This is a genomic window from Clostridium sardiniense, assembly GCF_050584765.1.
GTDB classification, from domain to species: domain Bacteria; phylum Bacillota; class Clostridia; order Clostridiales; family Clostridiaceae; genus Clostridium; species Clostridium sardiniense_A.
The window spans coordinates 434,578-458,730 of the sequence record NZ_JBNOOR010000002.1 but is presented as its reverse complement, the minus strand read 5'-3'; the positions used below and the strand labels follow the sequence as shown (position 1 = coordinate 458,730).

At 28.7% G+C, this 24,153-nt stretch carries 29 protein-coding genes and 1 pseudogene; 19 read left to right on the top strand and 11 right to left on the bottom strand.

Features of this window, described 5'->3' with window-relative positions:
* Window positions 1–365 precede the first annotated feature (365 nt).
* The 3 genes and pseudogenes from ygjK (at window position 366) to ACQPUW_RS11940 (ending at window position 4,265) form a co-directional block, all read left to right on the top strand.
* A complete protein-coding gene (gene ygjK, locus ACQPUW_RS11950) occupies window positions 366–3,032 on the top strand; it encodes an alpha-glucosidase (protein WP_430837726.1) in 2,667 nt (888 codons plus the stop codon).
* A gap of 237 nt (window positions 3,033–3,269) precedes the next feature.
* A pseudogene (locus ACQPUW_RS11945) lies at window positions 3,270–3,470 on the top strand (IS1595 family transposase); the annotation flags it as partial.
* 246 nt (window positions 3,471–3,716) lie between these two features.
* A complete protein-coding gene (locus tag ACQPUW_RS11940; RefSeq protein ID WP_430837725.1) occupies window positions 3,717–4,265 on the top strand; it encodes a nucleotidyltransferase in 549 nt (182 codons plus the stop codon).
* Between the two features lie 88 nt (window positions 4,266–4,353).
* Here the strand turns inward: ACQPUW_RS11940 and ACQPUW_RS11935 are convergent, their stop codons facing one another.
* Entirely contained in the window at window positions 4,354–4,848 is a 495-nt protein-coding gene (locus ACQPUW_RS11935; RefSeq protein ID WP_430837724.1) for a GNAT family N-acetyltransferase, read from the bottom strand.
* A gap of 342 nt (window positions 4,849–5,190) precedes the next feature.
* Window positions 5,191–5,406 (bottom strand): hypothetical protein, encoded by a 216-nt coding sequence (locus tag ACQPUW_RS11930; RefSeq protein WP_430837723.1) that lies wholly within the window; start codon window positions 5,404–5,406, stop codon window positions 5,191–5,193.
* 331 nt (window positions 5,407–5,737) lie between these two features.
* Between ACQPUW_RS11930 and ACQPUW_RS11925 the strand changes: the two genes are divergently transcribed.
* From ACQPUW_RS11925 to ACQPUW_RS11910, 4 genes are all read left to right on the top strand, one after another.
* Window positions 5,738–5,944, top strand: coding sequence for a hypothetical protein (locus ACQPUW_RS11925; protein ID WP_430837722.1), 207 nt, complete (start codon window positions 5,738–5,740; stop codon window positions 5,942–5,944).
* 110 nt (window positions 5,945–6,054) lie between these two features.
* Window positions 6,055–6,909: a GNAT family N-acetyltransferase gene (locus ACQPUW_RS11920; RefSeq protein ID WP_430837721.1), complete on the top strand. Its 855-nt coding sequence runs from the start codon at window positions 6,055–6,057 to the stop codon at window positions 6,907–6,909.
* Between the two features lie 124 nt (window positions 6,910–7,033).
* Window positions 7,034–7,261 (top strand): hypothetical protein, encoded by a 228-nt coding sequence (locus ACQPUW_RS11915; protein ID WP_430837720.1) that lies wholly within the window; start codon window positions 7,034–7,036, stop codon window positions 7,259–7,261.
* 76 nt (window positions 7,262–7,337) lie between these two features.
* The gene (locus tag ACQPUW_RS11910) at window positions 7,338–7,658 is read left to right on the top strand and encodes a DUF3784 domain-containing protein (protein ID WP_430837719.1); all 321 of its coding nucleotides are present in this window, start codon (window positions 7,338–7,340) and stop codon (window positions 7,656–7,658) included.
* Window positions 7,659–7,733: 75 nt separating this feature from the next.
* Here ACQPUW_RS11910 and ACQPUW_RS11905 read toward each other — a convergent pair whose 3' ends face one another.
* From ACQPUW_RS11905 to ACQPUW_RS11890, 4 genes are all read right to left on the bottom strand, one after another.
* Window positions 7,734–8,429 carry a hypothetical protein gene (locus tag ACQPUW_RS11905; protein WP_430837718.1) on the bottom strand — a complete coding sequence of 232 codons (696 nt, stop codon included), beginning with the start codon at window positions 8,427–8,429 and terminating at the stop codon, window positions 7,734–7,736.
* A complete protein-coding gene (locus ACQPUW_RS11900) occupies window positions 8,416–9,111 on the bottom strand; it encodes an ATP-binding cassette domain-containing protein (RefSeq protein WP_430837717.1) in 696 nt (231 codons plus the stop codon). Before ACQPUW_RS11900 ends, ACQPUW_RS11905 begins: the two co-directional genes overlap by 14 nt.
* A 17-nt stretch (window positions 9,112–9,128) precedes the next feature.
* Window positions 9,129–9,497: a GntR family transcriptional regulator gene (locus tag ACQPUW_RS11895; RefSeq protein ID WP_430837716.1), complete on the bottom strand. Its 369-nt coding sequence runs from the start codon at window positions 9,495–9,497 to the stop codon at window positions 9,129–9,131.
* A 188-nt stretch (window positions 9,498–9,685) separates the two neighbouring features.
* The gene (locus ACQPUW_RS11890) at window positions 9,686–9,904 is read right to left on the bottom strand and encodes a hypothetical protein (protein WP_430837715.1); all 219 of its coding nucleotides are present in this window, start codon (window positions 9,902–9,904) and stop codon (window positions 9,686–9,688) included.
* A gap of 117 nt (window positions 9,905–10,021) precedes the next feature.
* On the opposite strand from ACQPUW_RS11890, the gene ACQPUW_RS11885 reads away from it, so the two are divergent.
* On the top strand, window positions 10,022–10,474 hold the full coding sequence (locus tag ACQPUW_RS11885) for a hypothetical protein (protein ID WP_430837714.1): 453 nt from the start codon (window positions 10,022–10,024) through the stop codon (window positions 10,472–10,474).
* Between the two features lie 69 nt (window positions 10,475–10,543).
* Here ACQPUW_RS11885 and ACQPUW_RS11880 read toward each other — a convergent pair whose 3' ends face one another.
* The 4 genes from ACQPUW_RS11880 to ACQPUW_RS11865 all read right to left on the bottom strand — a co-directional run bounded on the left by ACQPUW_RS11880 (window position 10,544) and on the right by ACQPUW_RS11865 (window position 13,469).
* Window positions 10,544–10,747, bottom strand: a complete 204-nt coding sequence (locus ACQPUW_RS11880; protein WP_430837713.1) for a hypothetical protein — start codon at window positions 10,745–10,747, stop codon at window positions 10,544–10,546.
* A gap of 95 nt (window positions 10,748–10,842) precedes the next feature.
* Complete coding sequence (locus ACQPUW_RS11875) at window positions 10,843–11,337, bottom strand: hypothetical protein (RefSeq protein WP_430837712.1); 495 nt, start codon at window positions 11,335–11,337, stop codon at window positions 10,843–10,845.
* Window positions 11,338–11,603: 266 nt separating this feature from the next.
* Window positions 11,604–12,839 carry an MFS transporter gene (locus ACQPUW_RS11870; protein WP_430837711.1) on the bottom strand — a complete coding sequence of 412 codons (1,236 nt, stop codon included), beginning with the start codon at window positions 12,837–12,839 and terminating at the stop codon, window positions 11,604–11,606.
* 156 nt (window positions 12,840–12,995) lie between these two features.
* Window positions 12,996–13,469 carry a MarR family transcriptional regulator gene (locus ACQPUW_RS11865; protein WP_430837710.1) on the bottom strand — a complete coding sequence of 158 codons (474 nt, stop codon included), beginning with the start codon at window positions 13,467–13,469 and terminating at the stop codon, window positions 12,996–12,998.
* A 377-nt stretch (window positions 13,470–13,846) separates the two neighbouring features.
* Here ACQPUW_RS11865 and ACQPUW_RS11860 point away from each other — a divergent pair, with 377 nt between their 5' ends.
* Together ACQPUW_RS11860 and ACQPUW_RS11855 are read left to right on the top strand one after the other, a co-directional pair.
* The gene (locus ACQPUW_RS11860; RefSeq protein WP_430837709.1) at window positions 13,847–14,362 is read left to right on the top strand and encodes a GrpB family protein; all 516 of its coding nucleotides are present in this window, start codon (window positions 13,847–13,849) and stop codon (window positions 14,360–14,362) included.
* Window positions 14,363–14,500: 138 nt separating this feature from the next.
* Window positions 14,501–15,034: a DUF4352 domain-containing protein gene (locus tag ACQPUW_RS11855; RefSeq protein ID WP_430837708.1), complete on the top strand. Its 534-nt coding sequence runs from the start codon at window positions 14,501–14,503 to the stop codon at window positions 15,032–15,034.
* A gap of 135 nt (window positions 15,035–15,169) precedes the next feature.
* On the opposite strand, the gene ACQPUW_RS11850 is transcribed toward ACQPUW_RS11855, so the two are convergent.
* Window positions 15,170–15,409, bottom strand: coding sequence for a DUF2628 domain-containing protein (locus ACQPUW_RS11850; RefSeq protein ID WP_430837707.1), 240 nt, complete (start codon window positions 15,407–15,409; stop codon window positions 15,170–15,172).
* Window positions 15,410–16,092: 683 nt separating this feature from the next.
* On the opposite strand from ACQPUW_RS11850, the gene ACQPUW_RS11845 reads away from it, so the two are divergent.
* From ACQPUW_RS11845 to ACQPUW_RS11805, 9 genes are all read left to right on the top strand, one after another.
* On the top strand, window positions 16,093–16,551 hold the full coding sequence (locus ACQPUW_RS11845; RefSeq protein WP_430838089.1) for a DUF3888 domain-containing protein: 459 nt from the start codon (window positions 16,093–16,095) through the stop codon (window positions 16,549–16,551).
* A gap of 248 nt (window positions 16,552–16,799) precedes the next feature.
* Window positions 16,800–17,753: a methionyl-tRNA formyltransferase gene (gene fmt / locus ACQPUW_RS11840; RefSeq protein ID WP_430837706.1), complete on the top strand. Its 954-nt coding sequence runs from the start codon at window positions 16,800–16,802 to the stop codon at window positions 17,751–17,753.
* Between the two features lie 92 nt (window positions 17,754–17,845).
* Complete coding sequence (locus ACQPUW_RS11835) at window positions 17,846–18,223, top strand: hypothetical protein (protein ID WP_430837705.1); 378 nt, start codon at window positions 17,846–17,848, stop codon at window positions 18,221–18,223.
* 200 nt (window positions 18,224–18,423) lie between these two features.
* Window positions 18,424–18,633: a hypothetical protein gene (locus ACQPUW_RS11830; protein ID WP_430837704.1), complete on the top strand. Its 210-nt coding sequence runs from the start codon at window positions 18,424–18,426 to the stop codon at window positions 18,631–18,633.
* Window positions 18,634–18,899: 266 nt separating this feature from the next.
* A complete protein-coding gene (locus ACQPUW_RS11825) occupies window positions 18,900–19,289 on the top strand; it encodes a hypothetical protein (protein WP_430837703.1) in 390 nt (129 codons plus the stop codon).
* A gap of 223 nt (window positions 19,290–19,512) precedes the next feature.
* Window positions 19,513–20,043 (top strand): cysteine hydrolase family protein, encoded by a 531-nt coding sequence (locus tag ACQPUW_RS11820; protein WP_430837702.1) that lies wholly within the window; start codon window positions 19,513–19,515, stop codon window positions 20,041–20,043.
* A gap of 53 nt (window positions 20,044–20,096) precedes the next feature.
* Complete coding sequence (locus tag ACQPUW_RS11815; protein ID WP_430837701.1) at window positions 20,097–20,744, top strand: HD domain-containing protein; 648 nt, start codon at window positions 20,097–20,099, stop codon at window positions 20,742–20,744.
* A 64-nt stretch (window positions 20,745–20,808) separates the two neighbouring features.
* Complete coding sequence (locus tag ACQPUW_RS11810; RefSeq protein WP_430837700.1) at window positions 20,809–21,369, top strand: GNAT family N-acetyltransferase; 561 nt, start codon at window positions 20,809–20,811, stop codon at window positions 21,367–21,369.
* A gap of 304 nt (window positions 21,370–21,673) precedes the next feature.
* Window positions 21,674–23,887 (top strand): multicopper oxidase family protein, encoded by a 2,214-nt coding sequence (locus ACQPUW_RS11805; protein WP_430837699.1) that lies wholly within the window; start codon window positions 21,674–21,676, stop codon window positions 23,885–23,887.
* Window positions 23,888–24,153 lie beyond the last annotated feature (266 nt).

Here is a 24,153-nt window from a genome sequence, read left to right as displayed (position 1 = left end):
ATTGATAATAAATTCACTAAAAGTTAAAAATATTTAATAAAAATTCAAAAAAATTAAAGAAAAGTATTGACCTTTAAACCTTTACATGATAATATTTGGGTTGTAAAGGATATTTATACAATTTAACAATTGGATTGTTACTCAATAGGAGGCAATACCTAAGTCAAAATTTAATTCTTACATTGGCTATACGCAAAGAACCATACTTTTTTGTGGTCTATTAGTGTGCTGTTATATGTTTAGAATAACTTTGATTTGGGTATTTTTTATGTACAAATAAATTTAAAAATATATTTAAGTTAATAATAGTGTCGCGACTAATTAATTATAAAAAAAAAGTAATTTTGGAAAGGGAGAATAATTTTATGGCTTTTAGAATTAAGAAAAAAACACTTATAGCTACTGTTTTAGCTGCAACTGTAATTGCTGGAAACCTAGGGGGAATAAACGCATTAGCAAAGGATAGAAGGGATCAGGTTACAGATTTCAAAAATGTACTTAATGTAACTGCAAACCCTACATCAGAAATATATGGATCATATTCAACAAATAAGTATAATAACTTCTCAGATATGGGAGCTTGGCATGGATACTACCTTCCAAGTGAAGATGCAACAAATATTTATGGGGGATTTGCTGGACCTGTAATTATAGGGGAAGAGTATCCTGTAAATATGTCAGATACAATAAGTAAGATAGAAGTTAAAAATGCTGATAATGATGAATTATATGATTTAACAAAAGCTAAAAAGGTAAGCTTTGATTATTATCCAGGAAAATTAGTACAAGTATATGAAATGGAAGATTTCAACTTAAATTTAGAACTTATATTTGCATCAAATAGAAGTGCGCTTGTAAGAACAGAAATTGAAAATAAGACAGATAAAGAATTAAACTTAGATGTTCAATGGACAGGAAGTATCTTTGGAGAGTTTAACACAGGTAAGAAGGTTATAGACTTAAAGCAAAGCTTAAAGGCTACAAATGATGGAGTTCAAGTTAACTTCTCAGATTTTAGAGATACATGGAACTTCTTCTCAACTCCTGAAACTAAGTTTACAGTTAAATATGATGGTAATGTAGAAACTAAAGTTGAAGGAAAAGAGTATACTACTAAATTAAAAGATGCAGTAACAATAGCACCTAAGGGAGAGTTTAAGACATATTCAACTCAAAGCTATACATTTACTGATAAGGAACTTAAACAAGAAAATAAAAAGTTAGATGACTTTATTAAAAATGGAGACAAGCACTTTGCAGATAACAATACACGTTGGCAAGGATATTTAGATAAAACATTTGAAAATGTAGAGAGCACAAGAAATCCAGAATATAAAAATGCTGCTGTAAAATCAATTGAAACATTAAGTACAAACTGGAGAAGTGCAGCAGGTGCTATAAAGCATGATGGTATAATACCTTCAATGTCATACAAATGGTTTATAGGAATGTGGGCATGGGATTCATGGAAGCAAGCAGTTGCTACAGCAAACTTTAATGGAGATTTAGCTAAGGATAATATTAGAGCATTATTTGATTATCAAATAAGTGGTAAGGATGATGTTAGACCTCAAGATAAGGGTGCAATAATTGATGCAATATTCTATAACAAAGATGGAGCTAGAGGAGAAGATGGTGGTAACTGGAATGAGAGAAATTCAAAGCCAGCATTAGCAGCTTGGTCTGTTTGGAATGTATATGAAGCAACAGGGGATAAGGCTTTTTTACAGGAAATGTATCCAAAACTTGTTGAGTACCATAACTGGTGGTATACAAATAGAGACCACGATAAAAATGGTATAGCTGAATATGGTGGAATGGTTCACGATGCTCATTGGTTATACGATGAAAATGGAAATATAGTAAAAGATAAGGATGGAAATCCTAGATTTAATGAAGATGAAGTAATCTTAGCTGCTGCTTGGGAAAGTGGTATGGATAATGCTACTAGATTCGATAAAGAAGGAGCAGGCGGAGAAGATATTGGAGTTAAGGTATTTGAAAATAAAGATAAGAAGGGAAATCTTATTGGATATTCAATAAACCAAGAATCAGCTGATTTAAATGCATATCTTTATGCTGAAAAAGCATTCTTAAAGTCAATGGCAGAAGAGCTTGGTAAAAATGGTGATGCTAAGAAGTATGAGAAGGAAGCAGATTACGTAAGAGAATACGTAAGTGATAATATGTTTGATGAAAAGACAGGATTCTTCTATGATCTTCAAATAAGTGCAGATGGAAAGAAGAAGAACATGTTAGATGAAAGAGGAAAAGGAACTGAAGGTTGGATTCCTCTATGGGCTAAGATGGCAACACAAGAACAAGCTGAAATGGTTAAAGATAATATGACTGACCCAGGAAAGTTTGATACATTTGTACCATTCCCAACAGCTTCAAAGGATAATTCAAAGTACAATCCAGATAAATATTGGAGAGGACCAGTTTGGATGGACCAAGCACTATATGGTGTAGAAGCTCTTCAAAACTATGGATTTGATAAAGATGCAGAAAGAATGGCAAAGAAACTATTTAATAATGCAGAAGGACTTATGGGAGATGGAGCAATAAGAGAAAATTATAATCCTGAAACAGGTAAGGGACTTCATACAACAAACTTCAGTTGGTCAGCATCAGCTTACTACTTAATGTACCAAAATACATTAACTTCAAAAGATACAACATCACAAGATGGAATAGCAATTCCAGTATCTGAGGTTGAAGAAGGAAATAAGCCAGATGACGGCAACAAACCAGATGATGGAAATAAGCCAGATGACGGCAACAAACCAGACGATGGAAATAAGCCAGATGATGGTAACAAGCCAGGCGAAGGTAATAAACCAGGAGAAGGAAACAAGCCAGGAGAAGGAAACAAGCCAGGAGAAGGCAATAAACCAGGAACAGACAAGCCAGGAGCTGATAATAGCAAGCCAGTACCACCAACTGGATATGCATTTGGATTCGCAGGACTTGCAGCAGCTGCAGCTTCAATAGGTGTAGGTGTTAGAATGCTTAAGAGAAGAAAGAAATAATAAATTTATTTAAGAGCTTCTTAAGTAATTAAAAGTTACTAAGGTAAACATTACAAATATGATTATTAATTAAATAGTTTAAATAAGTTTACTAAGGTAAGTAAAGATAATAAGATAAATAATTAAGTGAGTATTAGAAATTTAGGTTTTTAATACTCACTTTTAATTATTCAAATTAGTTATTCAGGATAGTTTATGTTTAATTATTTGGCTCTGTTTTAATTTAGTATTGATATTCGTGGTATTAGTAAAGAATAAGTTTATGTTGTAACTGCTATTGATAGGCAAGGTAATTTAATTATAGAGTTATTATGCACTGGTAGAATGACTTCTGATGAATTGGAGCGCCTATATGGTAATCGTATATAGAAACATTCTATTCTATGGAGAGATTCGCATAAAAATTATATTAAATTTGCTACAGATATGGAATTTAAATCCATATATTATGTATAATAAAAATATAAAATATTAAATAGATATACTATCGTAGGAGGTAAAAATTATTGAATCAATTGTTGTATATAGTAACAGCATTAGGTGCTACATTATTCATTCTGGGTTTTTTTGATAAAAATAAAAAGGATAAGAAATAATAATAGCTTTAGATATATTTTTATTTAATAAAGATTAAAATATAAGTGATATAATATTCTAAATAAGAAGTAAGAGGTGATAAATAACATGTTTAATACTCTAAGTTATATAGGGAAAAAACTTAATGAGTCAAATGTAGTATGGGGAGTAGGTGCTTCCATATTATTAAACCAATTTGGTCTTATAGATAAGCCTAATGACATAGATATCTTTGTAGATATTAAAGATATTAATAAAGCAGATGAAATTCTTAAAAGTATTGGTTATAAAAAGCCATGGGAAAAGGCTGCTACATATTCAACAAAGTATTTTTATGAGTATGTAATAAATGGTGTTGATGTTGATGTAATGGCTGGATTTAGAATTAATCATAATAGTGGCGTATTTGAATATGTTTTTGATAATAGCTCAATTTCAGAAACTAGAGAAATTAATGGAGTAGATATTCCTTTTACTTCTTTGGAAGATTGGTATGTAATTTATCAATTGATTCCGAGTAGAGAAGCAAAGGTAAATATGATAGAAAAATATATAGTATCAAATGGAATTAAAAGATATGATTTATTAGAGAGAATGTTAGAAGGAAATTTGCCATTAGAAGTTAGAGAGAAAGTTAAGAATATGTTATCTTCATAATACAATAGAAGCTATGAAAATCTTATGATATTCATAGCTTTTATTGTATTATAATTGTTTAAATTGAAGTGAATTTATAAAAGTCTTTTTATAGTATTTCTTTTTCAAGCACATAAGTTTCGATATCTAAGTCATGGGGATTAAGTATCTTAACTATTTTAAATCCACATTTATTTACATAAAAATTATGATTTCTTTTTGAGAAACCTGGTGTGTCAGTAGTCCATTTCTTAGTATTTGGATATTTAGATTCAATATAATTCCATACCTTTAGCTCTATCCCCTTGTTATGAATAGTAGGATCTATAAAGATATTACCTAAGTAGTTTTCTTGATTTTCATTTATAAACACAATAAAGCTTCCTATAAGTCTATTATCTAATAATATTTTATAGGATTCAGAAGGTGATTCTAAAGCCCACTTCCTTAGAAAGTCTCCATTATCATATCCAGTAGGGCCATCTTTTTCATTATCTGTATGAAGCTTGGAATCAGAGTCAAAAGCTCTTGTCATTATATCGGTTAAGGGAATAATATCATCTTTAGTTATAGGTTCAAATATTAGAGTTTTATTATTATCCATATCTTATCTCCTTTAAAATATTGAAGAGTTTAGTTAATTACTATAATATACCTATTATAACATTGTTTACATAATATTCTGTAATGATAATTCTAATAAAATATTTATAAATACAAGGGAACCTTATATAGATATTGAATATCTAATGGTCATAAGGGAGGGATAATGTGGAATCAATAAATTTTTTAAGACGAAACTTTATAATAGAAAAATCTGATATAAGTTTAGCTATGAAAATCTTATGATATTCATAGCTTTTTCTTTTGTAATTATTAAGTCTAATTGAAGTTATAAAAAAAGAATTAAGCTTTGAAATACAGCTTAACTCCACTCTTTTATAAATTATTTAATTATAAAGGATACAATACCTATAATTATACATAGAATTCCGCTTAGGAATTGTCCTATTCCAGAAGCTTGCCCATTTAATAAAAGATTAAATATATTTTTTCTCTTTTGAGTTTTTCCAAAAAATGCATCATCTGTTTTCATTCTATGGATACCCCATAATGTTAAAAGCACTCCAAATAGTATAAATAATAACTTTCCAATTATCATAAATTTTCCCCCGTTTATCATTTGCTTTTTTAAAAATCTGTCTATTTTACATATTGTATAGTTAATAATTCTATCCAAATATAAAAAATTCCTCAATTGATAAGTCAATTCATATTATAGTATTTTAGGGGGAGTGTCAAGAAGTAACATATCACGATTGCTGTGAAAAAATATGTTATAATTGTAATAAAAAGTATTTAAGTTTCGTATAAGATAGATAAGTTGAAGATTCGTTATAGTGTTAGAGCGTTAGTTTAAGATTTGAGCTTAGTTTAAGGCGTACGTTTATTAGCAAAAAGTTTTATTATTTTTAGAATTAGGGGGATTGAGTATGAGGACTTGTCTAAGATGTAAAAACGAAATGATTGAAGGATTTGATTTTAAGATTGATGGTAGCTTTACTACTAACATAAGAATTTCAGCAAGTAAAAGTTCTTTTTCAGATAAACTTGAAAAGCTTAGGGTTGCAATATGTCCTAAATGTGGAGAGGTTTCTTTATATATAAATAGGGAGAATAAGGTGGTTAGAAAAGAGTAGTTTAATATACGGAATTAAAGCTAATTATAAATAAAAATATACTATAGATAAGAAGATATATAGGAAGGTAAAATATTATTTGTAATTGTTCTGGAAATGGAGGTGCATATATGATAATTGAAAAAACAAATATATTATCAGATAAGCAGATAAAGGCTATTAAGGATTTAGAAGATATCATTTTTAAGGAAGAAGGTCTAAAAAGTAATGCCTTTTTATCTAATGAAATTAACTTTGATAAAACAGTTCCTTGTTTTTATTTGGCATATGAAAAGGATGAATTGGTTGCTTTTCTAAATACATTTATCCCAAGCCCATCTGAGGGGGAAGTGATAGCATTTACTCATCTAAAGTTTAGAGAAAAAGGATATTTCAAAGAATTATTTAAATGTGCTAAAGAAGAATTGTTAGAAGTAGGCATTGAAAAAGTTTTATTAGTAGTTGAGCCAAAAAGTAAGAGTGGAATTGCGGTTTTGGAAAAATTTAAAGAAGCAAAATGGGAGCATTCAGAATATAAAATGGCTCATGATGGACTTGAAGATATTCCAAAATATTCAGATTTGAGTTTTATTGAACTTAATAATTCAAACAGAGAAATATATGTTGAGATTAATTTAGAAGCATTTCCAGGTTTAGAATATAATAAAAATTTTATTGATACTATAATCAATTCAGAAAGTAGAAAAGGATATATAGTCTATGAAAATGAAACTCCTATAGGAGCTTTTGCTTTAAAGTATGATAAAGAAGAAGCTTACATCTATAATGTTGGAATTAATTCTAAATATCGAGGAAGAGGATTTGGAGTGGAACTTATTGGATATGCAATAAAGGATGGCATTGAAAAGTGTGATAAGGTAGTGCTTGATGTAGATTCTAATAATCCAATAGCTCTTAATTTATATAAAAAATGTGGTTTTAAGATTGATTGTCAGGTGGATTATTACGATTATGAGTTGAGATAGATATAGATTAATTTATAAATATTTAAAGGGATAAAGAAATAGAGTCTATTCTTAAAGATAAAATAAAGCCTAAATTGGGTAAAATTTTATTGTAGAAGTTAATAGATTTGAGGGGGGAATGAATATGAAAGGGAAGGTAGTAAGGTCAGCTATATTTATATTAAGCATTGTTTGCTTAATAATATCACTTAAATTATTTTGGAATATTGGGATTTATTCAGATGAATTTAATACATCACCAGAAATAATATTAGGAGGAGACTTCTGGCTTTATATGAATTGGTTAAGGTTAGGATTTATTGCACTTATATGTATTCTATCAGGAATTAATTTATTTAGTAAAAATAAGTAGTATATGGACAACCTTTTAAAGTGGATTAATAAGCTGTTAGATGGTAGAGGCTTACATAATTAAAGGAGGATAGATAATGAGATTTGAAATGATTTTTGTTGGAGTGATTATAGTATTATTTATTTTCTTAGGAGTTATTTTCTCAATGGGGAAGGGAGCCTTCTTGATTGCAGGAATTAATACAATGTCAAAGGAAGAGAAAGCAAAATATAATATTTCTGCATTATGCAAATTTATGGGGAAGTTTATGTTTGTAATTGCTTTTTCTATATTACTGTTTGCTTTAGGTGAAGTATTTGAAAAGAATGTATTATTTATTATAGGACAAGTAATCATGTATATTTCTATAATATTTACTTTAATTTATATGAATGTAAGTAAGAAATTTAAGAAGTAATATTTTTAAAAGCTATTATCAGCACGTATAGTATTGATAATAGCTTTTAATTTTAAATGAAGAAATTAATAAGAGTTAGTTATGAATATTCTCGATATCTTTCCATGCTATAGCAAATACAATTAAAATAAATAATGAATATATACCAATTATGAAATATTTATCTGTTATTGAATTATTTGATAAGGGAATGAGAAAGCTACATATCTTGCCGAATACTCCACTTAAAATTAGTGCAATAATATTTAAAATTAGTGCAATAAAAAGTATAATATACCATTTAATTCCTCTAGCTAAAGCTAAAATAACTCCTGAAAAAATCTGAAGCTGAATAATAGAAGATTTAAATAAAAAAGATACAGGCTGAACAAGTGATGATAGATATTGTGAGATAAAAGTATCAGAAGAATTTGCTAATAAAGTATTTATTAAAGCACCAATTAAGCTATAGAGTATAAATACTATAATCCATGGTTTTAATCCTTTAAAAAACAATTGTTTTTTGCTATAAGGAAGATTTGTTGTACTTAAATAAACTTTATCACTTCCCATTTGTGGGCATATTCCCTTTATAACAAATATTGGATACATACATAACAATCCTGCTATAACAGTATAGGCGCTATCGTAAATCTCTTTAATAAGTTCATGGTGTTCTGGAACAAATCTTAAAAATAAAAGGGATAGAATACCGAAACCAAGTACACCTGATATAACTGGCAATGTAAAAGAATTTACATCATATAACCAATCTTTTTTAACTATTTGCATGACTATATACCTCCTTATATAGATCTACTACTGAATTGCCATTCATTCTTAAATCTTCAACTAATTCATTATGGGCTATTTCCCCATCTTTTAAAAGAATAACTCTATCTAGCATTTTTTCGATATCCACTAGCAAATGACTAGAAATTATCATTGTGCTCTCTGGACTAAAGTTTTCTAAAATCATTTTAATTATTTCTTCTCTAGTAAGTAAATCAACAGCAGCTAAGGGTTCATCTAAAATATATAAGACACCTTCAATCGATAGAGCTAATGCTAAATGCAGTTTTTCATTTTCACCTTTTGACAATGTCTTTATTTTACTATTTAAGTCTAAATTAAAGTTTTTTAATATGGTTTTACATTTTTCTGTATTAAATAGCTTAAAGTTATCTGCATAATAAGATATACAATCCTTAATTAGCCAATTATTAGGCATAATTGACTTATCACTCATATAACCAATAAGTCCTTTATGCTTGTAATTGAATTTGTCTCCTTCAAAATAATATTTTCCACTATTAAATATAATTTGACCACCTAAAATTTTAAGTAATGTACTTTTCCCTTGTGCATTTGGAGCTAAAAGCCCAATTATTTCACCTTTGTTAATATTTAATGTTATATTGTTTAGAATAACTTTATTTTCATAACTTTTATTTAGATTAACTAATTTAATCATTTATTCCCCTCCTAAATTTATTCGGCTATTTCTTCAAGTATTTCTAAGGCCTTTGCTTTTGATATTCCTATTGATTTCATATCTTTAAGAAACTTAAAAGCTAATTCCTTTCCCATTTTATATTGAAGTTCATCTGAATTTTCTTTTCTATCACTTATAAATGATCCCATACCTCTCTTGGTATATGTAATACCAAGTCTTTCTAATTCACCATAAGCTCTCTGGAGTGTATTTGGATTAACCCCTAAGGAAGTGGACATATCTCTCACAGAGGGAAGCTTATCACCTGGCATTAAATTGCCAGTAGCAATAGCCCTACGAACAAGTTCTATTATTTGAAGGTATATGGGCTCATTACTATTAAATTCAAAATTATTTAGATTCAAAATTAAAATTCACCTCCGTTTACTTTGTACTAGTGTACTACTAATATAGTACACTAGTAAATAATGGAAGTCAACAAAAATTACCATATATTCAAGAAAATACTTTGGAATATATGGTAATCTAATATTAATTATCTAAAATAGACATATTGATTTAAAAATAATCTTACTTTTAGATGATTGTATTTTTAATTTTTACGTGATTCAATAAAGCAGATTATAAGTCCAGATATACTAGCTATTACTGCAAGCAGGAAGTAATAAAAAGAGTTGGTTCCATTTAAGAAACCTGGTAGACCTGATACACCATCAAATGTAATGGGAGCGATAACTGAAAGAGAGAATATTGTTAATATAATGAGTGTTCCAACTAATAGAAGGGTTGCACCAAAAAACATTTTTTTCATTTATAATACCTCCAGAATATGTGGTTTTGCACGGGAATTATTCATTAAATTATACTAATATGATATACTTATAATTACATATGTTGGATAAATATGTCAAGGAACTAAGGGGGATTTATGAAAAGGAAAGCAAGAAAATATATAGTAATTCTTATTGGGATTTTGGTTTTATTATTACCATTTCTTCCATATAAGATAGCAAGGACTTTAGATAATTCAGATTATACAATGATAAAGGTTTATCATTCACAAATGGCTGGATTTGTAGCAGAAGATCATAATTTAAAAGAGGGAAGTATATATGGGAATACTCCAAAGCTAACTACATTTACAGAAGGAAATCCTAAATATATAGACTTTAATTTTTATGGAACATTTAAAGAAGACGGAAATAATACTAAATTTGAAGTTAAAAAGTGGTATCCATCAAGTGGATACGTAAGATTATACGATACTGTTTTATGGGAGAAATATTTAAGGATAATTTATATGATTATTGTAATTCCTACAGGAATATCATTAATTATAGCAATGATTTTTGGAATTGGAAAAGTAAAGGAGAAAATTTAATTGAATTATTAAAAGCTCTTCAGATGATAAGGAAACGTAGAAAAAATAAAGGATACTCCTAAGTATCCTTTATTTTGTTACTATATTCATAAGCCTAGGTATTTTGCTGTATTTAAGAGTTTTAGTTTTTCTTAATATAAAAATACTTAAGGCAAGACCAGGTATACTTAGATTCCAAAATAATGAATAGCTTATTATGCTTAATATATATAGTGTAAATATTAATAGTAAATAAGATATATTAGCTATTTTAAGTATAGAAAAATTATTCATTTATATTCTCCTCTCAATAGGTTATAAAAAATTTTGGTATAAGGCCAGGAGAATTTCTTATTATATAATTTAACTCCTAACACTAACACACTAATTTAAACAGTTTTAATTTTAAATATAAATCTAACGGTATGCGTATCATCCCATATTGTTTCAACTATATATCCGTAAGTTCCAGGTTCTTTTGGAGCCGTAATTGTGTAATTAGACACTTCAACTTCTTTATGATCTTCATTTGACTTAATATTTTCATTTATAGAGTATAATTTAAATGTTTCAATATCTTCAGTAAAGGACAAGTCTAATTTAATATTAGTATTGCATGAGACAGTAGCAGTCTTAATTTCTGATAATTTTTCTATATCATATGTGCCTAAATCAAAACTATTACCACCTTTACCATTAGAGGAATCAAACCAAGTACCTCCATTTGTTTCTGCATAAAATTCAATATCATCGCTAGAGGAACTAACTTTTAATTCAGGATGAGTATATGGAAATTTGAAGTATGATGAGATTGATAATGTAATTATTGATATTATAGAAAATAAGAAAACAAATAATAAAATATTAACGTTATATTTCTTCATGAAGACCTCCTCTTTTTATTATATTATAACATATATTGGAAATTATTGAATTGAATATTAGGATTAATAGAATTAAAAAACCTCCAAAACTGTTAAGATGTAGAAGGCTCCCAGACCACCACATAAACAATTTAGGAAGTATCCTTTTATAAAGAAGAACAATGAAAGCTTATCACATACAGCGTGGAGAGGTGTGTGCCGAATTTGAGCTTACAACCACTATAATTGAAATGAAGGTGGATGCTTGTCTAAATAAAGTAGGTAGTTTATATATTTACATGCGAACTTTTATACAAAACTAGTATTGCCGCTGATATAAAGATAATACCCATAAAAGCGGGTGCGGCATGACCAATCGATACATAGATTTGGCCTCCAATGATAGGCCCAATCATTCTTGCTAAAGCCTGAATAGATTGGCTACCTCCTTGAATCCTTCCTTGTTCACTGGAATCGACAGACTTGGAGAGCATTCCATTGAATGAAGGCCCAAATATTGAATCACCAAAACCAAATATAAACATTCCAGCGATAAAAAGAGGATAGAATGAAAATAAAGACGATGCTGCAATGAGGATGTAGCCTATAATCTCTGAAGACATTCCAAGAATTGCTATCTGCTTATCACTAAGTTTTATCACAAGCTTTGGCATTATGAAACCTTGTGAAATGATGTCTTGGAAGCCCATAATTGAAAACATAAGTCCAATTAGTGCAGGTGCCCAATTAAAAGTATCTATTGTAAATTGTGAAAAAACTGCCTGCAGGGATCCGTTTGGTATCCAAAGTAAGAACGCTGAGACAAGTAGCCTTTTTAAGCTTTTCATGGAAAGTATGTCTGCAAGCTGTGTGAATGGATTAAGTCTTACAAAGGTAATCTCTTTTAGTCTATTATTCTCCTTAAGACTCTCAGGCATATAAAAAACTCCATAAACAACATTCAATAAAGTTATTATTGCTCCAAAATACATTGGTACAGAATAACCAAACTTGGCAAGTAATCCGCCTATAGTTGGACCAATGACGGTACCTACACCTACAACTGCACTTACCCATCCAAAGTATTTGGTTCGCTGTTCTCTAGGAATTATATCTGCAAAATATGCGAAAATAGTGCTTATACTCCCGCCTGTTATACCTTCTATTATACGCCCAGCAAATAGTACCCATAGAGATCCGCCTATGCCAAAAACTAAGTACCCCATTGCGGAACCCAAAAGGCATAATAAGAGTAATGGACGACGGCCATATTTGTCGCTCAAAGCTCCAAGTCCGGGAGCTACAAAAAACACGCAGACTGCATAAACTGAGGTCAGTAGTGTAACAACTATAGCTTGTTCTCCTGGAGTGCTTGTATAAGGTTGTACTAAGAATGGAACGACAGGTGTGATGATACTGAAGCCTATTCCACAAAGGAACACAGAGATAAGACCAAATATTAAAGCATGTTTATCTACGGTCTGTTCTGTGTTCTGTTCATTGTGTGATTTAAATTTGAACACTTAAATTCTCCTCTCAAAAGTTAATATTTTGTTTCCTTGTCAACAAAAATAATATCGTAATTTTGTTTCCTTGTCAACAAAATAATAACAATAAAAATGCAGCCTGTTCTCAATAGAGCTTTTGGCTGCATGTGTTTTCATTTTCATTATTTAAATTTATTTCGACTTAATATCTATCTCTAGTTTTTTTATTTCTTCATCTAAATGATTACTATACTTTTCCACTAAGCTAAGCATATTGTCAAATTGTTCATCGGTTACCTTCTCAAATACGGCTTTATCCCGCTCGCGAAACTCTTGATGAAGTTCCTCATGTATTTTATAAATTGCTTTCCCTTGCTCAGTAAGCCTAAAATAGATTTCTTTCTTGTTATCCTGCTTCTGGTAGCTCTCGATAAGGCCTTTTTCTATGAGTTTTTTAGTTAATTTACTTATGGCACCTCTAGTCATAAAAAAGGACTCTGCAAGTTTTGTAACATTGGAGTCTATATTTCTTCCAATGTATTCAATACAATGTACTTCAGAAGGTTTATAACCCTTAAGACTGTCTTCCATCTTAAATTTATTAAGCCAAGATATCTTGTTTAGTAAATCCCTTAAACCCATCATGACCTGTTCTTCTTTGTTCATGGACTGTCCTCCCATCCGTTGGTGCATTAACAATATTATATTAAAGTTTTGTTTCTATTTCAACAATACTAAAATAATTATTTTAGGAATTGAGCTATACGTGAAAAAAGAGATTCAGAAGGGGTCTAAGTACTGAGTAAATAAGCTCTAGTTATAATTTGTTTCTTATATTAAAAAGTAGTTTTGTATTTTTATTAAATATAGAAAGTGATATGATAAATACAATATGAATTTGAGAGTATTTTCCAATACAACTCTAATTTAATTGAGGTTAGATATTATAATTAATATGATTTTATAATGGTGATTATGAGACAGAGAGATTAAGGTATTGTACATAAGGGAATATAAAAATATAAATTTTTATGGAGGTAATTATGATTGGTTTAAAGAGAAATATAGTAAAGCTATATCCACATTCTGATGAATGGAGGAGGGTGGCAGAAGTTACAATAAAGGATTTAAAAGATATATTCTCAGATAAGGCAATAGATATTCAGCATGTAGGAAGTACATCTATAAAGGAGATTAAAGCCAAACCTATTATTGATATTGCTGTTGGAGTGAAATCTTTTGAAGATGTGGATAAGGTTATTGAAACTCTTGAAGATAGGGGATTTATTCATATGGTAAAGAATGATGATGAGAGTCAAAGGTTCTTTAGTTGCGGTGATTTTGGTGCTGATACTAGAACACATCATATCCATGTTGTTATATTTGGAGATAAAGAGTGGTGTGATTATATTAAGTTTAGGGATACTTTAAATAATGATGTTAGTAAGAGAAGGGCCTATGAAGAGTTGAAATTGAATCTAGAGAAGAAGTATCCAAATAGTAGATATGAGTATACAGAGGCAAAGGCTGATTTTATAAGTGGTATTTTAAATGGATAATTTAAGTTATGGAAAATAAATAAAATGCTTAATAAAAATAATTAATTTGTATGCTACAAGCAGACCAATCTCCTTAAAGTTTTATATAAAATATACTCATAAGAGAGGATTATAATATATTTTTAGGGGGACGTATAGATGAAATTATTTAAGAAATCAAAGATATTAGTATTAGGGTTATTAGTAATGGGTATAGGTGCAGGATTTGTTGGATGTTCGGAAACAAGTGATTCTGCTAAGACTTCAGGAGATGATAAAAAGGCTGAGCAACAGCAAGAAGAAAAGGTATATGGAGTAGGGGACACTTATAAATATAAAGATGATTACTCACTTAAAATAGATAGTGTTAAGACTACAAAGGAAAGAAATCAATTTGAAGATAAGAAGGCAAAAGAGGTTGTAATTATAACTTACACTTATGAGAACTTAAATAGTGATAAAGATTTATTTATAGATTCTATGGCATTTAAGGCATATGATGCTGATGGAAATGCAGTAGATACTTATCCAGCAAATATAGAAAATATGCCAAAAGCAGTTTCAAAGGGTAGAAAGTGTACTGCACAAATTGCTTATGCAGTAAATAGTGGAGATACTTTAGAACTTGAATATTATGATAATATGTTTAATAACAAGAAAGATACAATATTTAAGTTAAACTTTAAAAATTAGTAGTAATTAAGTGTAGTTATCGGCTTAGATAACTACACTTTTTGCGCTATTAGATTATATTTTACTTAAAAATAAAAGAGTGCTGACTTTGTCGGCACTCTGAGAGACATAACACTCTCTATTTAAAATTAATAATTAATTGACTACCTTAAATCCTTTCATCATTAATCCTTCCATATACTTTTTATTATAGATGAATGGCATTACTAACCAACTGATTCCGAATGAAATAAGTGCTAAAATCCACATTATAATGAACCACTTCAAATCTCCTCTAAATAATGGAACAAATCCTCCGAAGAAAAATGTTGTCCAACTAAATCCCTGTTTTACTTCTTTTCTTAATCCTGAATCATTTTGTAATAGTACTTTCATTTGTGTTTCCCCCTCTAATTTAAAAATAACTTAAGTAATATAATCATAGTCCAAATAACTTCTTCTAAAGTTATTGGATTACTATGTTTTTTGTAGAAAACTTTCCCATACTTGTTCATTATATATTCACAAATGTTATATGTCTACGGTTTTTTATAAATTATTCTACAGCTAAAAAATTAAGTTCAAAGCTTAAGTATAGTGGCATCCACTATCAATGAGGATACTGTTAAGACTTAATAAATTAATCTAAGGTTTTATATGATAAATATTATTAGGCAGATCAGAAGGCACAAGAGGTTGTAATTATAACTTGCACTTATAATAATTTAAATAGTGATAAATATAGTTAAAAACGAGGAATATATTGCGTTAATAAAACGTTGTCTATTACTCGTTTTATTTTTTTATATAATTCTTAGTCTGATGAAAATATATATTAAAAATTAAATATAACGCTCTAATGAAATTATAACATTACTTATTTTATATACAATTAGTATGTAATACTAATCATAGTAAACTATATAAGTAAGAAGATAAAGAATATAAGAGTGCATATAAGATAATGGAAGTATTAAAAGTAAGGAACTTGAAGATGAAAATAGAAAACTGAAATAAGAATTAGAAGTTCTTAGAGGTAAATTATATGAAGGAATATATAGTAATGGAAGGTGATTACTCTGAAAAGGCTAATAATAGTATTAAGTTGTGTACTATGCTTCACATGCTTCTTTTGTACAGATAAATCTTTTGCTTTAGATATAGAAAAACATTATAACGAAAAAATGTCTGAACTACCTGAAAATTCAAAAGAAGAAATATATCGAGATGTGGCTATTTCATTACTTATTCCATATATACAAAAAGAAATAAATAATTATTATAAAGATTACTTGACTGAATTGCCAATAGTTTTTCCATATAGCGTAGATATAGTAAGTTCTAAAAGAGAAAGTGGATATTCAATCGAATTAGAACTTATAGTACATCCATTCGTTGGGCCTATTAATATTGTTGGAGATGACAGAATGATAATTGAAACCGGAGCTTTTGGATCAGTTAAGGTTATTAAATTTGAACATATTAAAAGTTACAAATTGCCATGGAATTGGCAACATATAATAAAGAAAACATATTAGAATTAGCTTAATTATAGACTACATTGTCTATATGTAGTCTATGTAAAAATAAATAAATACAGTACGTTTAGCTTAGGCTACACGAGATGTTGAGGAAAAGGTGAGCGAAATACAAAAACATGATCTTTTAAAATTGAATAGCATTATATTGACAAAATATGTTTCAATTGGTTCGTAATTGTAAATTATTGTGTAACTAATGAATAACTACAAAATATATTTTGTAGTATCAAAGGGAGGTATGAATAATGAAAATAGTTTTTATGGGAACTCCTGATTTTGCAGTTCCCTCATTGAAGAAAATGATAGAGAAATATAATGTAAGTGCGATTGTAACACAACCTGATAAACCAAGTGGAAGAGGGAAAAAGGTAGCAATTTCACCAGTCAAAGAGGTCGGACTATCGAATCAAATTCCAATTTTTCAGCCTGAAAAAATAAAAACAGACTCTATAATTATTGATAAATTAAAAGAAATAAAACCTGATTTTATCATTGTTGTAGCATATGGTCAAATCATAACTAAGCATATACTTGACATACCAAGACTCGGATGTATTTGTCTACATGCGTCTCTCCTCCCAATGTATAGAGGGTCATCACCAATAAATTGGAGTTTAATAAATGGGGAAATAAGAACTGGAAATACAACTATACTAATGGATACTGGTATAGATACGGGTGATATGCTTATGAGAAGTGAGTTTGACATATCTGAATCTATGACAGCAGGAGAATTGTACAATTTATTAAAAATAAACGGTGCTGAACTGTTAGAGGAAACAATAAATGGAATTGTCACAGGTGAAATTTCTGGGGTAGAGCAACAGAGTGATGGAAGTTCTTATGTACAGATGTTAAACAAGCAAATGGCAAAGATTAATTGGAATGATAGTAGTATTAACATACATAATTTAATAAGAGGATTGAGTTCTTGGCCATATAAAAATATAAACTCATGGCCAACTACTCATACTTATTATAAAGATATCCCAATTAAAATATTCAAATCCAAGTCATTAGAGGCAAATATTATTAAACCACCTGGTTATATCATAGATGCAAATAATGAAGGAATTGCGGTCGCCACCAATAACGGTATTCTGATTATAGAAATATTACAGTTTCCAGGGGGAAAACCTCTTGAGGTAAAAGAATTTTTAAAAGGAAATAAAATAGAAAAAGGCATTGTATTATCATAATCATAATTGATTAATAGTCTATATAGGACTACAATATTATGATTATTGGTTCATAATATTCTTATGTTATGTAATAAATGGGAGAGTTTTTAATGAGAAAATTTATAGATATATCTATTAGTTTTGTTTTATTTATTTGGAGTTGTTTAAATTGGTTATATGCAACAAGAATTACAAGTGATATAAAGGTCTTTTATTCATTAAAAGAAATAATAATTTATATGTTAATTATTATTTTATATTTAACTATTCAAGTTTTTTATATTAATAAAAGTAGATTTCACTTTTTTAATATTTTATTATTAAGTTTACCAACAATAATTTGGTTTGTTATTTTAAAAAATTCATTAAGCATTGATGGATTTTTTAAATATGATGGGATAGCTTATACATCTGGATTTATTGTTATGGTAGTAGTATTATTTTATAATTTTTATAAAATAATATCAAATAATAGTACACAATCTTAAATTATTACGAATATAAAATTAAATATTAATTATTAAAACACCGTATTATTCAATGATGAATATACGGTATTTTTTAGTTCGCAATAGGCAGAAAAAATGATTTTAAATGTTCTTTAAAATTGAACAATACTGCACTTACAAAATATGGTATAATAATATATTATAAACCATATCACGTTTTATCTATAGGAGGTAATAAAATGAAAAATAGTATTAAGGTTGCGAAGAGAGGAGTAATTATTTCTTTATTTACTCTTGTTATTTCTTCAATAACCCTGATATATTCAAGTATTACAGGAAAGAAAATTGGTAGTGAAATTATAATATTTTGTTCGGTCATAACTATTTTATTTTCTAATATATCAATTTATAAATCAATTAAAGTTAATGAAAATAATTCACATAGATAAAACATTACAAAAGTATCGTATTATTCAGATATGAATTTGCGATATTTTTTTATTTAATTTTGGTTCGTAATTTGAGGATTAAGCGAATCAGTTAAGAAAAATTGTTCTTTGAAAATTGAATAGTACGGTATTTACAAAATATGTTATAATTAACTCATAATAGTATTATAATGAGAAACAAAGATACTTTTGATATCATATAGATAAATAGAAATTTATCGAATAGATTAAATAGGCTTTAAAGAAAGTGCTAAAAAGGAGGAAGTATGAAAAAGATATTTCAATATTTACCATTAGCAATTATTATTATTGTAACATATGGTATTATTTATTTTCTGACACAGAATAATGTAAATCCTGCAATCAATTTTGTTGTTATGGTATTATTAGTATTAATTACTGATAAATACTATCTGACAAGATTTATGGAAACAAATATAAAAGTTATATTGAAGTCATTTATCTGGGTATTTATAATTTCACTCATTGCTTATTTTATTTACAATAGTATTAGAGGGTATTTAACTTATGACATTATGACTTTGATAGCATTAACACTCTTAGTATTTATGGTGTCATCAACTCTGTTAATATATCTTATATTTTATAAGATAGCCTATTCTATAAAGTTGTTATATAGTAAGGTTATTAAATAATTCAAATTATTAGTCAAGTATAAAATTGACAAATTCCAATTTAGCGATTAGAGTCTGAGGAATAATCTTAATATATTAGGAATACACAATTAAATATAAATTAATGAAAATACCGTATTATTCAAATAGAATATGCGGTATTTTTTATTTGTATTAAGTTCACAATACCATAATATTGCAAACTTAAAATTAATCCCATTTTAAAATGAAAGGAAGTAAGTGTATGAGTAATATTGTTTTATTAATAGTAGATGTTCAAAATGGATTGATTAATTCACATCCTTATAATGAACAAAGGGTAATTGAAAATATTAAAAAACTTATTTTAACTGCAAGAGATAATAAAAAAGAAGTTCTATATGTACGTCACGATGATGGAGAGGGAACAGAATTAGAAAAGGGTACATATGGATGGCAGATTTATGATGAAATATCACCTAATAGCAATGAAGTAATCTTTGAGAAGAGTTATAATAGTGCCTTTTATAAAACTAATTTGAAGGAATATTTAGATAGCAAGAATATAGATACAGTAATATTGGTTGGACTTCAAACAGAATATTGTATTGATGCTACTTGCAAAAGTGCTTTTGATTATGGATATAAAATAATTATGCCAGAAGAAACAAATACAACTTTTGATAATGAATATCTATCTGGCGAAAAACTTTATGAATTTTATAACTATAAGATTTGGAATAAACGTTTTGCTAATATTATACAGGTTGAGGAAGCTATAAAAATTTTAGTATAATTAATTCGTGATTGTAAATTTTATACTATAAATTAAATTGGCAGGAGGAAATAATGGATAATATTATGAAAGATAAATTAATTAATATCACAAAAGAAAAGTTTCAAGAGGGTGACCCTGCTCATGATATTTATCATACCCTTAGGGTTTTAAAAAATGCTGAATTTATAGCAAGTAAAGAAAATGGAGATTTAGATATTATTATTCCTTCTGCATTATTTCACGATATTATTTGCTATCCAAAAGATAGTGAGAAGTCAAAAGATTCAGCAGCTGAAAGTGCAGATTTTGCAGCTAGTGTATTAAAAAGACTACCTGATTACCCTAAGAATAAAATATCAAAAGTGCATACATCAATAAGAGAATGTTCATTTTCTAAAGGAATAATCCCAGAACTGCTTGAAGGGAAGATATTACAGGATGCAGATCGTTTAGAGGCAACAGGAGCCATTTCTATAATGAGAACCTTTGCCTCTGCTGGTTTAATGAATAGTAAGTTATATAATTTTGATGACCCTTTTTGTAAAGAAAGGGATCCAGATAGTTTAAATTATGCTTTGGATTTATTTTATAATAGGCTTTTAATAGTAAAGGATGTAATGCATACTGAAACTGCAAAAAATATTGCAGAAAGACGAACTAAAATTTTGTATGATTTTTTAAATTCTTTAGAAGAAGAAATATATGAAATAGAAGAATGAGCGAATAATTAAGTTAGTAATTGTTATATATATTGTTAATCAAGGAATGTATAAGGGGGCTATTATGAATCATAAGGGAACAAAAAGAATAGAGACTAAAAATTTAATTTTGAGAAAGTTTGAATTATCAGATGCGGAGGATATGTATAGAAATTGGGCTAATGATTCAGAGGTTACAAAGTTTCTTACTTGGAAACCACATGGTAGCATTGAAGTTTCAAAAAATATCTTAAAAAGTTGGATAGATGAATATAAAAATAAAAATTTTTATCAATGGGCTATTGTACTAAAATCAAATGGAGATGAACCTATTGGATGCATAAGTATTGTACGTCAAGATGACGAAATAGGAATGGTGCATGTTGGTTATTGTATAGGAAGAAAATGGTGGAATCAAGGAATTACTTCTGAAGCACTAAATGCATTAATAAAATACTTTATTAATGAGGTTGGAGTAAAGCGTATTGAATCAAGACATGATCCATTAAACCCAAACTCTGGAAAAGTAATGATAAAGTGTGGATTGAAATATGAAGGAACAATGAGAAAGGCAGATATAAATAATCAAGGAATTTGTGATTATTCTATGTATGCATTACTTGCAGAAGATTATATTAGAGAATAGCATTAAAATGATTTGATAATATGAACTATAATTTGGCTATAATAATGCAAAATATAAAGTTCAATTTAAGAATTATGTAAAGTAATAAAAAGGTTATATAAGTTGTAAAGAAGATATGTTAAGTAATTAAGTGTAGTTATCAGGTTTAGATAACTACACTTTTTTTGGCTTAACTACTTCTTTAAATTACTTTTGATAATTTCAAATACTAATCTATACAAAACACAAACACATAGCACATTCATATAATGTAGTAAGTTTTTAACAAAGGGAAGATATAGCGTAATAAAAGGATGTGAATACAATGGAGATTAATAAGAAAGAAATAGAACTTAATAAAGAAGAGCCAAAGGGAAAAGAAAAGGGGCGGATTAAAAAAGAAGAGCCAAAGGGAAAAGAAAAGGAGCGGATTAAAAAAGAAGAAAAACCAAAGGGAAAAGAAAAGGAGCGGATTAAAAAAGAGGAAAAGCTAAAGGAAAAAGAAGAAGAGGAGATTAAAAAAGAAGAAAAGCCAAAGGAAGAAGAAGAGGAGATAAAAAAAGAAGAAGAGGTAAAGGAAGAGGAAGAGATTAATAAAGAGGAAGAGCCAAAGGAAGAAGAAGAAGAAGAGGAAATTAAAAAAGAAGAAGAGGCAAAGGAAGAAGAAGAGGAAATTAAAAAAGAAGAAGAGGCAAAGGAAGAAGAGGAAGAGATTAAAAAAGAGGAAGAGCCAAAGGAAGAAGAGGAAGAGATTAAAAAAGAGGAAGAGCCAAAGGAAGAAGAAGAGGAGATTAATAAAGAGGAAGAGCCAAAGGAAGAAGAAGAGGAAATTAAAAAAGAGGAAGAGCCAGAGGAAGAAGAAGAGGAAATTAAAAAAGAGGAAGAGCCAGAGGAAGAAGAAGAGGAGATTAAAAAAGAAGAAGAACCAAAGGAAAAAGAAGAGGAGCAAATTAATAAAGAGAAAAAGCCAATCAATAAAGAAGGAAAACAAAATAGAAAAGTTAACCCTTCTGACCCGAACACCATTTCTAAATTTAGAGATCCTTTAGTAATTCCCCCTATTGCAAGATCAATAAATAGTTGTGATAACACAAATAGAAGTCCTTATTATAATATTGTAATGAGAGAAGCAAGACATAAATTCCATAGGGATTTTCCATTCACTAAAATATGGGGCTATAATGGAATATATCCTGGACCAACTATTGAGGCAACTAAGGATTCAGCTATTTCTGTAAAGTGGACTAATTACCTTCCTGATAAACATTTCCTTCCAATAGATCATAGTCTTCATAGCACTATTGATCTTCCAGATGTGAGAACTGTAGTTCATGTACATGGTGCAAATGTAGACCCTGATAGTGATGGTCATCCAGATGCTTGGTTTACAAAAGATTACTCACAGGTAGGAAAAAAATTCACAAGAAAAGTTTATGAATATACTAATCATCAACCAGGTACTACTTTATGGTACCATGATCATTCTATGGGGATAACAAGATTAAATGTTTATGCTGGTCTTGCTGGTTTCTATATTATTAGAGACAGTTTAGAAAAAAGGCTTAATCTTCCTAGGGGAAAATATGAAATACCACTTCTTATACAAGATAAAAGCTTTAATGCTGATGGTTCATTATTCTACCCTGATAGAGTAGCAAATAATCCAAATGCACCTATCCCTTCAATAGTAGGATTATTCCTTGGAAACACCATATCAGTAAATGGAAAGTTATGGCCTTATCTTAATGTAGAACCTCGTAAATATAGATTTAGAATTTTAAATGGATCTAATGGAAGACCATATGATTTAAGCTTATCAAATGGAGAAAGTTTTTATCAAATAGGTACTGATGGTGGATTCATTGATCACACAATGGAGGTTTCAGGGATAACTATGGAGCCAGCTGAAAGAGTGGATGTTATAATAGATTTTTCAAAATTTAAAGGAGAAGAGATTACATTATTAAATTCAGCATTTGGTGCTGATGAGAATACTAGTGTAATAATGAAATTTAATGTTATTCTACCTTTAAGTGATGCAGATACAAGCGAAATTCCAGAAGAAATAAATCATGCTGAGCCTATAAATCAAACGTTAGTTAAAAATACTAGATTTCTACCACTAACTCAAAGATTAGATAGATTTAATAGACAAATGTTCTTATTAGATAATAAAACTTGGGCAGATCCTACTACTGAAAAACCTGAAATAGATAGTATAGAGATATGGAATATAATAAACACATTCCCATTCCCACATCCTATTCATGTGCATTTAGTTCAATTTAAAATACTAGATAGGACACCTTTTGATGTTGCGGAGTATCGAAGAACAGGGAAAATTGTGTTTACTGGTCCACCAGAGGAACCTTTAGATTTTGAAAGGGGATTCAAGGATACAGTAAGAGTTGATGGTGGAATGATTACAAGAATTATTATGCATTTTAAGGACCATGTAGGTGACTTTGTGTGGCATTGTCATATACTTGAACATGAGGATTATGATATGATGAGACCTCTTAGAGTCTTAAAAGATTAGTTTAAATATCTAATTACAATGGTAAAAGTAAGAGACTCATTAATAGATTTATAATTATAGAAAATATATTAGAAAGTTTAGGGATTGTATTAATTTATAAAAATTATATAAAAGATATATAATTTTTATAATGTGTATAAATATATATAATTAATGCAAAAATATATAAATTTAATATGCTTTTGGAGTATAGAAATGTATTGAATTATTTAAGAAAACAATGTAAATGAAAATGAAGAGGCAGATATATGCAGAATATATCTGCC